Genomic DNA, 12610 nt, shown 5'->3' on the forward strand with positions numbered 1-12610 from the left:
GGGCAGCGCGCCGCGCGCTACCAGGGCGTCCACTTTAATTCGCTTTTCGCCGAAGCCACCGTGCGTTCGATGAAGCGCACGCCGCGCGCACCATCCTCCACGCGCGGATAGTCCGCAGCCAGCGGGTCGGCAGTACGCCCTTCGAGCCTTGCGCGGATGTCCGCCGCCACGCCCGCGTACACGTTCGCGAAGGCTTCGATGAAGCCCTCCGGGTGCCCGGCCGGCAGCCGGCTCGCGCGTTTCGCGGACTCGCACAGCCACGGCGCGCCGCGCGTGAGTACCTGCAGCGGCCCGTCGTGCGGCAGGTGCACCAGCCGGCTCGGTTGCTCCTGGTGCCATTCGAGCGTGCCCAGCGTGCCCGACACGCGCAGGCGCAGGTCGTTCTCCAGGCCGGTGTTAATCTGCGAAGCGATGAGCACGCCGCGCGCGCCGCCCTCGAAGCGCAGCAGCAGGCTGCCGTCGTCGTCGAGCATGCGCCCCGGCACCAGTGCACCGAGGTCGGCGCACAGGCTCTCGATGCGCAGCCCGGTGACGGTGGCCACGAGGTTCTCGGCATGCGAGCCGATGTCGCCGATGGCGCCGGCCGCGCCGCTGCGCGCGGGGTCGGTGCGCCAGTCGGCCTGCTTGTTGTCGCCGCTGCCCTCGACGTGGCTCGCAAGCCAGCCCTGGTTGTATTCGACGACGACCTTGCGCACCTCGCCGATGAGGCCCGAGCGCACCATCTCGCGCGCCTGCCGGACCATCGGGTAGCCGGTGTAGTTGTAGGTGACGCCGAACACCGTGCCCTTCTTCGCGACCGTAGCGACCAGCGCGTCGGCCTGCTCGCGCGTGTGCACCAGTGGCTTGTCGCACACCACATGGAAGCCCGCCTCGGCGAAGGCCTGCGCCACCGGGAAGTGCACATGGTTGGGCGTGACGATCGACACGAAGTCGATGCGCTCGCCCTTGGGGCGCTTGAGCTCGTCGGCCAGGAGCGCCTGCCAGTCGCCGTGGTTGCGATCGTCGGCCAGGCCGAGGTCGCGGCCCGAGGCGCGCGCCTTCCCGGGGCTGGACGAGAGCGCGCCCGCGACGAGCTCGATCTGCCCGTCGAGCGCCATGGCCTTGCGGTGCACGGCGCCGATGAAGGCATCGCGGCCGCCGCCGACCATGGCGTAGCGCAGTTTGCGGGGAGGTGTGTCGGTCATCGATCGTCTCGGCGTTTCCGGAAACTGTTCCCTCTCCCCTTGGGGAGAGGGCTAGGGTGAGGGTGGCGGCATTTGCACACGCACCGTTTTCGCCGTCGCCGCAGGCCCTCACCCCAACCCTCTCCCCGGGGAGAGGGAGCAAAGCAGGCCCGCCGCTTCGGGACATCAGAAAGGCGAATTGGGGTGGTAGAAGTCCTTGGCGTTTTCCTTGGTGATGAGCACCGAAGGAATGATCGTGGTCGCCGGCAGCTTCTCGCCCTTCAGGCGCGCTTCTGCCGTGAGCTTGATCGCGTCGTAGATGAACTTGGGCGAGTAGCTCACGTCGGCCGTGATGCGCTTGTCCTTGCCGTCCATGATGGTCTTGACCATGCCCTTGGCGCCCGCGCCGCCGAAGATGATCTTGATGTCGTCGCGCTTGGCCTGCTCGATGGCCTTGAGCACGCCCACGGCCATGTCGTCGTCGGCGGCCCAGATGGCGTCGATGCTCTTGAAGCGCGTGAGGTAGTCCTGCGTGACCTTGAAGGCGTCGTCGCGGTTCCAGTTGGCGTACTTGGCGTCGAGCAGCTTGATGTCGGGGCTGTTCTTGAGCACCGCGTTGAAGGCATCCATGCGCTCGTTGTCCAGCGTGGTCGCGATGCCGCGCAGCGCCACCACGTTGCCCTTGCCGTTCAGCTGCTTCACGATGTATTCGGCAGGGATCTTGCCGAAGGCCGTGTTGTCACCGGCCACGTACGCATCCTGCGCACTGGTGTCGGTGAGGCCGCGGTCCACCACCGTCACGTAGGCGCCCTTGGCCTTGACCTGTGCTACGGGCTTGGTCAGCGCTGCGGATTCGAAGGGGAACACGACCAGCGCGTTGATCTTGGTGACCGTCGAAAGGTCCTGCAGCTGGTTGGCCTGCTCGGGGGCGTTGGCGGCCGTCTTGATGGTGATCTTCAGGTCCTTGTGTTCCTTCTCCAGGTCCTTCTTCGCCTGGTTGGCCCAGTAGTTGATGCCGCCCATGAAGCTGTGCGTGGCGGCCGGAATCGAAACGCCGAGGTTGACCTTCTCCGCGGCGAGCGCGGGCAGGCTGGCGAACGCGGCGGCGGCAACCGCCGTGAATGCGAGGCGTCGGGTGAAAGTCGTCATGCTGGATGTCTCCTCTTGGTTGATGGAACGGAACGGGAAAGAACTAGCGCCGGCCGCGCTGCAGGAACGCGACGATGATGATCACGAAGCCCTGCACCGCGGCGTTGAGGTACACGCTGATGATGCTGGTGAGGTTCAGGATGTTGCTGATGACCGAGAGCAGCACCGCGCCCACCACCGTGCCGGTGATGCTGCCCGCGCCGCCCTTGAGCGCCGTGCCGCCCACGATCACCGCGGCGATGGCTTCGAGCTCCCACAGCAGGCCGGTGGTCGGCGAGGCCGAGCCCAGTCGCGGCACGTACAGCAGCGTCGCGATGCCCACGCACACGCCGAGCAGCACATAGGTGAGGATCTTCACGCGGTCGACGTCCACCGCCGCGTAGCGCGCCACCTGCTCGTTCGAGCCGATCGCCTGCACGTAGCGTCCGTAGGCCGTGCGGTTGAGGATGAGGCCGCCCACGATGGCGACGATCACGAACACCCACACCGGTACCGGGATGCCCGCGAGGCTCGCGTAGTACACCGGCGCGTAGAGGTCCGACAGCTCGTTGTCGAGCGTGAGCGCGCCGCCGTCGGCGAAGTACGTGAGGTAGGCGCGGAAGATGCCCAGGGTGCCCAGCGTCACGATGAAGGGTTCGATGCGCCCCTTGGTGATGAGCAGGCCGTGCGCCAGCCCGAACACCGCGCCGAGCACCACGGCCAGCACCGCGCCCATCACCACCGCCAGCAGCGGTGAGCCCGAGGCCGGGCCGGCCCAGTTGATGAACATGATCACGCTGCCCGCGATGAGCGCGGCCATCGAGCCCACCGACAGGTCGATGCCGCCGGAGATAATCACGAAGCACATGCCCACGGCGATGATGCCGATGAAGGCCGTGCGCGTGAGCACGTTCATCGCGTTGTCGACGGTTGCGAAGTCGCCGTTCAGCAGCGTGCCCGCGATGCACAGCAGCACCAGGCCGATGACCGGGCCCAGGCCGTGCAGGCGCTCGGTCCAGCGCGGCTCGGTCTCGCTGCGGTGCGCGGCGGCTTCAGGCTGCGGCTGTGGTGTCTGCTGTTCCGGTGGCATGAGCGATGAGCTCCTCTTCTGTCAAATGCTCCGCGTCAAGCGTGGCGACCAACTTGCCTGCCCGCATCACCGCGACGCGGTGGCACAGGCCGATCAGCTCCATCAGCTCCGACGAGACGACGATCACCGCGAGCCCTTCGCGGGCGAGTCGCTGGATCAGGAAATAGATGTCGCGCTTGGCGCCCACGTCGACGCCGCGCGTGGGCTCGTCGAGCACCACCACCTTCGGCCTGGGCTGCAGCACCTTCGCGAGCGCGAGCTTCTGCTGGTTGCCGCCCGACAGCGACGAGGCCTTCACGTCGAGCGAGCCGGTGCGGATGCCGTAGTCCTTCACCGCCTCGGCCAGCGCGCCGCGTTCGGCCTCGGGCTTGAGCCAGGGTTGCGCGTAGCGCTCGAGCGCCATGAGCGTGAGGTTCTGGCGCAGGCCGAAGTTGACATGCAGGCCCTTGCCCTTGCGGTCTTCGCTCAGGTAGGTGAGGCCGTGCCGAGCAGCGTCGCGCGGATTGCGCCAGCCATTGCCGTGGGGCACGGGCTTGCCCAGCATCTCGACGCTGCCGCCGCTGGCGGGCCGCAGGCCCAGCAGGCCCTCGAAGAGCTCGGTGCGACCCGCGCCGACGAGGCCCGCGAAGCCGAGGATCTCGCCGGGGCGCACCTCGAAACTCGCGTCCTGCGCCCAGCCGGGCACGCTGAAGCCTTGCACGCGCATGGCGGGCTCGCCGGACGTCGTCACCGCATCGCGCGGCGGGTACAGGTCGGCCAGTTCGCGGCCCACCATCAGGTTGGCCATCTGCTGGCGCGTGACATCGGCCGTGGGCGCGCGCGCCACGAAGCGGCCGTCGCGCATGACGATGACTTCGTCGGTCACCTGCTCCACCTCGTCGAGCTTGTGCGAGATGTAGACGATGGTCACGCCGTCGGCGCGCAGCTGGGCGATCAGCTTGAAGAGGCGCTCGGTCTCGCCGGGCGTGAGCGTGGCGGTGGGCTCGTCCATGACGAGCAGGCGCGCGCGGCGGGCGATGGCCTTCGCGATTTCCACGAGCTGCTTCTCGGCGACGATGAGCTTGCGCACCTTGGTGCGCGGGTCGATGTTCAGGCCTACGGCCGCGAGCGCGGAGGCGGCGTCGCGCTCCATGGCGGCATCGTCGAGCAGCCAGCCTTTCTTCTTTTCATGGCCGAGAAAGATGTTCTGCGCCACGTTCAGGTCTTCGGCGAGGTTGAACTCCTGGTGGATCAGCACGATGCCCAGCGCCTCGGCGTCGCGCGAGCTCGCGAACTGCCGCGGCTGTCCGTTGATCTTCAGGGCGCCGCCGGTGGCCGACTCGTAGCCCGACAGGATCTTCATCAGCGTGGACTTGCCCGCGCCGTTCTCGCCGAGCAGGCCGTACACGTGCCCGGGCGCGAGCGCGAAGCTCACGCCGTGCAGCACCTGCACCGGGCCGAAAGCCTTCACGATGCCGTCGAACTCGACAGCGACGCTGCCTTTGCCGCTCATGCCCGCGTCGGTCATGGCGCCACCCCGCGTGCCTTCAGCGTTTCCTGCATCGCGAGCACGCCCGCGCCGATCAGGCCGCCCTGCATGCCCAGCGGCGTGTACTGGATCTCCAGGTGCCGCGTGGAAAGCGCCAGCGAGCGCTGGTACACGCTCTGCCGCACGGCAGCGAGGAACAGCGGCCCGATGCGCGTGATGCCGCCGCCGATGAACACGTGCGACGGATTGAAGAAGTTGACGACCGAAGCGAGCATCTGCCCGATCAGGCTGCCGGCGCGCTGGATGATGGCGTTGGCGGCCGTGTCGCCGCCGCGGCTGGCCTGGCCCACGTCGATCGCGTCGATGCGGCCGTGCTGGCGCAGGACCTCGGCCAGCGCGGCGCTCTCGCCGGCCTCGGCGGCCTGCACCGCCATGCGAGTGATCGCCGGGCCGGCGGCCATCGCCTCGACGCAGCCGAGGTTGCCGCAGTGGCAGCGCGGGCCTTCCTGGTCGACGCAGATGTGGCCCACGTCGCCGGCCGAACCGGCGGCGCCGCGGTACACCTCGCCGTGGCAGACGATGCCGCAGCCGATGCCGGTGCCGATCTTGATGACAAGGAAGTTCTGCAGCGAGCGCCGCAGACGCCACAGCTCACCCAGCGCCATGAGGTTCACGTCGTTGTCGACGAAGACGGGGGCGGCATAGTCCTCGCGCAGGTAGTCGCGGATCGAGAAGCTGTCCCAGGCCGGCATCAGCGGCGGGTTCACGAGCTGGCCGATCTCGAAGTTGACCGGGCCGGGCACGCCGATACCGATGCCGAGCACGTCCTTGGGGCCGTGGCCACAGCGGGCCAGCAGCTCGCGCATCAGCACGCGCACACGGGCCAGCACGACCGCAGGGCCCTCGCGTACGTCGGCGGGTTCGTCGTGCTGGGCGAGCACGCTCAGGTCGGGCCGCAGCACGGCCACGTCGAGGCTGGTGGCGCCGATGTCGACGCCTACGAGCACGCCGAGTGCGGCGTGCAGCTGGAGGTTTTCGGGGCGGCGTCCGCCCGACGAGCGCTGCAGGCCGGCTTCCGCCAGAAGGCCCTGGTCGACGAGGCCTGCGATCAGCCCGTTGGCCTTGCTCTTGGAAAAGCCCAGCTGCTCCGCCATGGCATGGCGCGAACCACCGGCCGACCAGAAGGTCGTTTCCAGCAAACGCATTTCGTCCGCAGTGATGCCACTCCAGGGTGCCACGCGCCTTGTCTCCGGTGTTCTTTGTCTTGCGCCAGCGGTCATTGCCGCTGGACGAAGGCGAATACTAGGTGTCGGGCTTCAGCCGGACAAGGCCGAACTTCGACCTAATTCAGGCCAAATGACAACGATGCCAGGCGCACGGTGGACGAAAAAAAGCCGCCTCGAAGGGCGGCTTCTTGGGCTCCGACGAAGGAGCTTATTTTTTCTGACGGTACTTGCGCAGCGCCGCGATCTGGGCGGCCATCACGGCCAGCTCGGATTGGGCCATCGCGATGTCGATGTCGCTCTTCGCGTTCTTCAGCGCTTCTTCTGCTGCGGCCTTGGCCTGATTGGCCTTCTCGTCGTCGAGGTCCTTGCCGCGGATCGCGGTGTCGGACAGCACGGTGACTGCGTTGGGCTGCACTTCGAGAATGCCGCCGGCCACGAAGACGAACTCTTCCTTGCCGTCGGCGGTTTCGATGCGCACGGCGCCGGGGCGGATGCGCGTGATCAGCGGGGTGTGGCGCGGGAAGATGCCGAGCTCACCGGCTTCACCGGGCAGCGCGACGAACTTGGCTTCGCCCGAGAAGATCGACTCTTCCGCGCTGACCACGTCCACATGGATGGTGCCTGCCATGGTGATTCCTTCTTAAGCGACCTTCTTGGCCTTCTCGAACGCTTCGTCGATGGTGCCGACCATGTAGAACGCCTGCTCGGGCAGGTGGTCGGCTTCGCCGTTCACGATCATCTTGAAGCCGCGGATGGTTTCGGCCAGCGGCACGTACTTGCCGGGCGAGCCCGTGAACACTTCGGCCACGTGGAATGGCTGCGACAGGAAACGCTGGATCTTGCGGGCGCGGGCCACGGCCAGCTTGTCTTCCGGAGCCAGTTCGTCCATGCCCAGAATCGCGATGATGTCGCGCAGTTCCTTGTAGCGCTGCAGCGTGCCCTGCACGGCGCGGGCCACGTTGTAGTGCTCTTCGCCGACCACGTTCGGGTCGAGCTGGCGCGAGGTCGAGTCCAGCGGGTCCACGGCGGGGTAGATGCCCAGCGAGGCGATGTCACGCGACAGCACCACGGTGGAGTCCAGGTGGGCGAAGGTGGTGGCAGGCGACGGGTCGGTCAAGTCGTCGGCGGGAACGTACACGGCCTGGATCGAGGTGATCGAGCCGACCTTGGTCGACGTGATCCGCTCCTGCAGGCGGCCCATTTCCTCGGCCAGCGTCGGCTGGTAGCCCACGGCGGAAGGCATGCGGCCCAGCAGTGCCGACACTTCGGTACCGGCCAGCGTGTAGCGGTAGATGTTGTCCACGAAGAACAGAACGTCACGGCCTTCGTCGCGGAACGACTCGGCGATGGTCAGGCCGGTCAGCGCCACGCGCAGGCGGTTGCCCGGGGGTTCGTTCATCTGGCCGTAGACCATCGACACCTTCGAGTCCTCGAGCTTCTCGAGGTTCACGACGCCAGAGTCGGCCATCTCGTGATAGAAGTCGTTGCCTTCGCGGGTACGTTCGCCCACGCCTGCGAACACCGACAGACCCGAGTGAGCCTTGGCGATGTTGTTGATGAGTTCCATCATGTTCACGGTCTTGCCCACGCCGGCGCCACCGAACAGGCCCACCTTGCCGCCCTTGGCGAACGGGCAGACAAGGTCGATCACCTTGATGCCGGTTTCCAGCAGGTCCTGCGAAGGCGACAGTTCGTCGTACGCGGGAGCCTTGCGGTGGATGGAAGCGGTGAGCTCCTGGCCCACGTCGCCGCGCTCGTCGATCGGGCGGCCCAGCACGTCCATGATGCGGCCGAGGGTGGCCTTGCCGACCGGCACGGTGATGGGAGCGCCGGTGTTGGTCACGACCAGGCCGCGACGCAGGCCGTCGGACGAGCCCAGTGCAATGGTGCGCACCACGCCGTCGCCGAGCTGCTGCTGAACTTCGAGGGTCAGCCCGCCGCCTTCGAACTTCAAGGCGTCGTAGACCTTGGGCATCTGGTCACGCGGGAACTCCACGTCGACCACGGCGCCGATACATTGGACAATTTTTCCTTCAGCCATGGCGTTTCCTTCTGGATGGATCTCAATAAATTTGCGACAGGTTCTTGCAGAAGCGTCCTGCTGCCAAAACGGGCCGCTTTTGCAAGAAAGCCGGACAGGCCGGCATCCTTGAATTTCTCTTTGCAGTCTTCGCTGTCAGTACTTCATCAGCACTTCATGGCCGTCGCCTGTGCGGCGAAAGCGTCCGAAGCAGCCTTGCAGGCCTGGCCCAGTGCAGCCTTGTCGGCGCCCATCGAAGCCCAGGTGGCCTTCGTCTGGTCGAGGCTTGCCTTCATGGCGTCGGCAGCAGCACCGCTTTGCGAAGCGACGCAGGTCTGCACCTTGGCCAGGTAGTCGTTGCATTCCTGCGGCAGATCGGCGGCGGATGCCGTCGGAGCTGCGGCGGGAGCAGCCGCCGGCGCTGCTGCAGGAGCGGGCGCGGGTGCCGGAGCGGGCGCTGCAGGTGCAGCGGCTGGAGCCGGTGCAGGCGCGGGCGCCTCTTCCTTCTTGGAGCAGGCGGTCAGAGCGGCAGCAACAGCCACCAGAGCAAGCATCTTCTTCATTTTGCGCAGAGTCCCCTAAAAAAGGCCTTGGGTTATCAGGAACGCGGAACGCCCCTGATCAGCAACGCGGCCTGTTGCATTGCCTCGATCAAACGCCCGCGGCAGCGGCCGCGCCGGACACGATTTCCGACAGTTCCTTCGTGATGCCGGCCTGGCGGGTCTTGTTGTAGACCAGCTTCAGCTCGTTGATCACGTTGCCTGCGTTGTCGGTCGCGGCCTTCATGGCCACCATGCGCGCCGAATGCTCGGACGCCATGTTCTCTGCCACGGCCTGGTACACCAGCGATTCCACGTAGCGCACCAGCAGCTCGTCGATCACGCTCTGCGCATCGGGCTCGTAGATGTAGTCCCACGAGTGATGCGCCGGATCGGCCTGCAGCGTCTCGGCCTTCAGCGGCAGGAGCTGTTCCACCATCGGCTCTTGCTTGATGGTGTTGATGAACTTCGTGTAGCACAGGTACACCGCCGACAGCTTGCCTTCGGCGTAGGCGTCCAGCAGCGTCTTGACCGGCCCGATGAGCTTGTCCAGATGCGGCGTGTCGCCCAGCTGCGTCACATGGGCCACCACGCGGGCGCCGATGCGGTTCAGGAAACCCAGCCCCTTGTTGCCGATGGCGACCGACTCCACCACGTTGCCTGCGGACTGCGCTTCGCGCAGCTTGCTGGTGACAGCACGCAGCAGGTTGGTGTTCAGGCCGCCGCACAGGCCCTTGTCGCTGGTCACGATGATGAAGCCGACGCCCTTGGCGTCGTTCGTCTTCATGAAAGCGTGGGTGTACTCCGGGTTCGCCTTGCCGAGGTTGGCTGCGATGTTGCGGATCTTTTCGCTGTAGGGGCGAGCGGCGCGCATGCGATCCTGCGCCTTGCGCATCTTGGAAACCGAGACCATTTCCATGGCCTTGGTGATCTTCTTGGTGTTTTCCACCGATTTGATCTTGCCGCGGATTTCCTTACCAGCTGCCATGAGAGCTCCTTCTTGCGTCGGTCAAGGCGTCGATCAGGCGAACGACTTCTTGAACGAGGTGACGGCGGCCAGCAGTTCGGCTTCCGATTCCTTGTCCAGAGCCTTGGCCTTCTCGATCTTGTCGAGCAGCGCGGCGTGGCTGGACTTCAGGAACTGGTGCAGGCCGTGCTCGAAAGGCAGCACCTGCTTGATTTCGAGGTCGTCCATGAAGCCCTTGTTCACGGCGAACAGCGACGCGCCCATCAGCGAGATCGACAGCGGGCTGTATTGCGGCTGCTTCAGCAGTTCGGTCACGCGGGCACCGCGGTCGAGCTGCTTGCGGGTGGCTTCGTCGAGGTCGGAAGCGAACTGCGCGAACGCAGCCAGCTCACGGTACTGCGCCAGGTCGGTACGGATACCGCCCGACAGGCCCTTGATGATCTTCGTCTGGGCCGACGAACCCACGCGCGACACCGAGATACCGGCGTTGATGGCGGGGCGGATACCTGCGTTGAACAGGTTGGTTTCCAGGAAGATCTGGCCGTCGGTGATCGAGATCACGTTGGTCGGAACGAAGGCGGACACGTCGCCGGCTTGCGTTTCGATGATCGGCAGCGCGGTCAGCGAACCGGTCTTGCCCTTGACTTCACCCTTGGTGAAGGCTTCGACGTAGTCGGCGTTCACGCGGGCTGCGCGCTCGAGCAGGCGGCTGTGGAGGTAGAACACGTCGCCGGGGTAGGCTTCGCGGCCCGGGGGACGACGCAGCAGCAGCGACACCTGACGATAGGCGACGGCCTGCTTCGACAGGTCGTCATAGACGATCAGCGCGTCTTCGCCGCGGTCGCGGAAGTACTCGCCCATCGTGCAGCCCGAGTAGGCCGCGACGTACTGCATTGCAGCCGATTCCGAAGCCGAAGCCGCGACCACGATCGTGTAGTCCATGGCACCGGCTTGTTCCAGGGCGCGCACCACGTTCTTGATCGACGAAGCCTTCTGGCCGATCGCGACGTAGACGCAGGTCATGTTCTGACCCTTCTGGTTGATGATCGCGTCGATCGCCACGGCGGTCTTGCCGGTCTGGCGGTCGCCGATGATCAGCTCGCGCTGGCCACGGCCCACGGGCACCATCGAGTCGATGGACTTCAGGCCGGTCTGCATCGGCTGGTCGACCGACTTGCGGGCGATCACGCCCGGTGCGACCTTCTCGATCACGTCCGTCATCTTGGCGTTCACCGGACCCTTGCCGTCGATCGGCTGGCCCAGGGCGTTCACCACGCGGCCGATGAGCTCGGGGCCCACCGGCACTTCCAGGATGCGGCCCGTGCACTTGACGGTGTCGCCTTCGGAGATGTGCTCGTACTCGCCCAGAATCACGGCGCCGACCGAGTCGCGCTCGAGGTTCAGGGCCAGGCCGAACGACGGAACGCCGTCGGCAGTGGCCGGGAACTCCAGCATTTCGCCCTGCATCGCGTCGGACAGGCCGTGGATGCGCACGATGCCGTCGGTCACCGACACCACGGTGCCTTCGTTGCGGATGTTGGCACTGACCCCGAGGCCCTCGATGCGGCTCTTGATCAGCTCGGAAATTTCTGCGGGATTGAGTTGCATGACTCTTTCCTTCTTTCTTTGTAAGGGGCCGGGAGCCGTCAGGCCACCAGCGCAACTTTCATTTGTTCAAGGCGCGCTTTGACGGAGGTGTCGAGCACCTCGTCGCCGACCACCACACGGATGCCGCCGATCAGTTCAGGCTCTTGGCGAACCGTGACCTGGAGCTTGCGACCGAAGCGCTTCTCGAGCGCGGCCGACACGTTGGCCAGTGCCGCGGCGTCGATCGGGAAGGCGCTGTAGACCACGGCGTCGGACGAACCGCTCTTCGCGTTGGCGAGTGCCCGGAACTGCTTCGCAATTTCCGGCAGCACCGAAAAGCGCCCGTTCTCGAGGAGCGCGGACAGGAAGTTCTGGGCAGGAGCGGCCAGCGGTGCACCGAATGCACCGGCGACCACGCCGATCACCTGTTCGGCCGTGGCCTTCGGGTTCTCGGCGAACTGCTGGAGCTCCGGATTGGCCGCGATGGCGGCAATCTTTTCGAGCCAGGCGCTGGTTCCGGCAACGTCGGACGACGAAGCCTTGAAGAGCGCCTCGGCGTAGGGGCGTGCAATGGTGGCGAGTTCTGCCATGGCTTCTATCAGAGTTCGGTCTGCAGACGGGCGAGCAAATCGGCGTGAACGCCCGCATTCACTTCCTTGCGCAGAATCTGCTCCGCGCCCTTGACTGCCAGTGCCGCCACCTGCTCGCGCAGGGCTTCACGGGCCTTCAGTGCCTGCTGTTCGGCTTCGGCGCGTGCGGCTGCAACGATCTTGTTGCCTTCCTCGGTCGCGCGGGCCTTGGCCTCTTCAACGATGGCCTGGGCGCGACGTTCGGCGTCGGCAAGACGTTGTGCGGACTCGTTGCGGGCCTGGCCCAGTTCGGCTTCCACGCGCTTGTTGGCGGCGGAAAGCTCGGACTTGGCCTTGTCGGCTGCAGCGAGGCCTTCGGCGATCTTGGCAGCGCGTTCGTCCAGCGCCTTCGCGATCGGCGGCCACACGTACTTCATCGTGAACCCGACCAGGATCAGGAACACGATCATCTGAACGATCAGGGTACCGGTAATGCTCACTTTTCACCCTCTCTATGGGATTGAATCGAAGCCATTCGCTAGCAGGCTAGAGAACGACGACGCAGGTCCGACGAGAAAGACTTACTTCGGCAGGTTGGCGATTTGCGACAGGAACGGGTTGGCCGTTGCGAACCACAGGGCGATACCGGTGCCGATAATGAACGCGGCGTCGATCAGACCAGCCAGCAGGAACATCTTGGTCTGGAGTTCACCCATGAGTTCGGGCTGACGTGCGGCCGACTCGAGGTACTTGCTGCCCATGATGCCGATGCCGATACATGCGCCCACAGCGCCCAGACCGATGATCAGGCCGGCGGCCAGTGCAACAAAGCTAATAACTTCCATGATGACTC

General features: G+C 66.0%; 13 protein-coding genes. All 13 read right to left on the reverse strand.

Annotated elements, in window-relative coordinates; translation table 11 throughout:
• Positions 1-17: 17 nt before the first annotated feature.
• The 13 genes from ABL844_RS29255 to atpE all read right to left on the reverse strand — a co-directional run bounded on the left by ABL844_RS29255 (position 18) and on the right by atpE (position 12602).
• On the reverse strand, positions 18-1184 hold the full coding sequence (locus ABL844_RS29255; RefSeq protein WP_418129831.1) for a Gfo/Idh/MocA family protein: 1167 nt from the start codon (positions 1182-1184) through the stop codon (positions 18-20).
• A gap of 165 nt (positions 1185-1349) precedes the next feature.
• Positions 1350-2312, reverse strand: coding sequence for a substrate-binding domain-containing protein (locus ABL844_RS29260; RefSeq protein WP_418123064.1), 963 nt, complete (start codon positions 2310-2312; stop codon positions 1350-1352).
• A 43-nt stretch (positions 2313-2355) separates the two neighbouring features.
• A complete protein-coding gene (locus ABL844_RS29265; RefSeq protein ID WP_418123065.1) occupies positions 2356-3381 on the reverse strand; it encodes an ABC transporter permease in 1026 nt (341 codons plus the stop codon).
• Complete coding sequence (locus ABL844_RS29270) at positions 3344-4888, reverse strand: sugar ABC transporter ATP-binding protein (RefSeq protein WP_418129832.1); 1545 nt, start codon at positions 4886-4888, stop codon at positions 3344-3346. Before ABL844_RS29270 ends, ABL844_RS29265 begins: the two co-directional genes overlap by 38 nt.
• Positions 4885-6054 carry an ROK family protein gene (locus ABL844_RS29275; protein ID WP_126025128.1) on the reverse strand — a complete coding sequence of 390 codons (1170 nt, stop codon included), beginning with the start codon at positions 6052-6054 and terminating at the stop codon, positions 4885-4887. Before ABL844_RS29275 ends, ABL844_RS29270 begins: the two co-directional genes overlap by 4 nt.
• A 229-nt stretch (positions 6055-6283) precedes the next feature.
• Positions 6284-6703 (reverse strand): F0F1 ATP synthase subunit epsilon, encoded by a 420-nt coding sequence (locus ABL844_RS29280; protein WP_019657634.1) that lies wholly within the window; start codon positions 6701-6703, stop codon positions 6284-6286.
• 12 nt (positions 6704-6715) lie between these two features.
• Positions 6716-8116, reverse strand: coding sequence for a F0F1 ATP synthase subunit beta (atpD, locus tag ABL844_RS29285; RefSeq protein WP_126025129.1), 1401 nt, complete (start codon positions 8114-8116; stop codon positions 6716-6718).
• A 146-nt stretch (positions 8117-8262) separates the two neighbouring features.
• Positions 8263-8658, reverse strand: coding sequence for a hypothetical protein (locus tag ABL844_RS29290; RefSeq protein ID WP_126025130.1), 396 nt, complete (start codon positions 8656-8658; stop codon positions 8263-8265).
• A gap of 88 nt (positions 8659-8746) precedes the next feature.
• Entirely contained in the window at positions 8747-9622 is an 876-nt protein-coding gene (gene atpG, locus ABL844_RS29295; RefSeq protein ID WP_126025131.1) for a F0F1 ATP synthase subunit gamma, read from the reverse strand.
• A gap of 33 nt (positions 9623-9655) precedes the next feature.
• Positions 9656-11209: a F0F1 ATP synthase subunit alpha gene (gene atpA, locus ABL844_RS29300; protein WP_126025132.1), complete on the reverse strand. Its 1554-nt coding sequence runs from the start codon at positions 11207-11209 to the stop codon at positions 9656-9658.
• Positions 11210-11247: 38 nt separating this feature from the next.
• Complete coding sequence (locus ABL844_RS29305; RefSeq protein ID WP_126025133.1) at positions 11248-11778, reverse strand: F0F1 ATP synthase subunit delta; 531 nt, start codon at positions 11776-11778, stop codon at positions 11248-11250.
• An 8-nt stretch (positions 11779-11786) separates the two neighbouring features.
• Positions 11787-12257, reverse strand: coding sequence for a F0F1 ATP synthase subunit B (locus ABL844_RS29310; RefSeq protein ID WP_019657640.1), 471 nt, complete (start codon positions 12255-12257; stop codon positions 11787-11789).
• A gap of 81 nt (positions 12258-12338) precedes the next feature.
• On the reverse strand, positions 12339-12602 hold the full coding sequence (gene atpE / locus ABL844_RS29315) for a F0F1 ATP synthase subunit C (RefSeq protein ID WP_019657641.1): 264 nt from the start codon (positions 12600-12602) through the stop codon (positions 12339-12341).
• Positions 12603-12610: the final 8 nt, after the last annotated feature.

This window comes from Variovorax sp. 278MFTsu5.1 (assembly GCF_048305045.1).
GTDB lineage: Bacteria > Pseudomonadota > Gammaproteobacteria > Burkholderiales > Burkholderiaceae_C > Variovorax > Variovorax guangxiensis.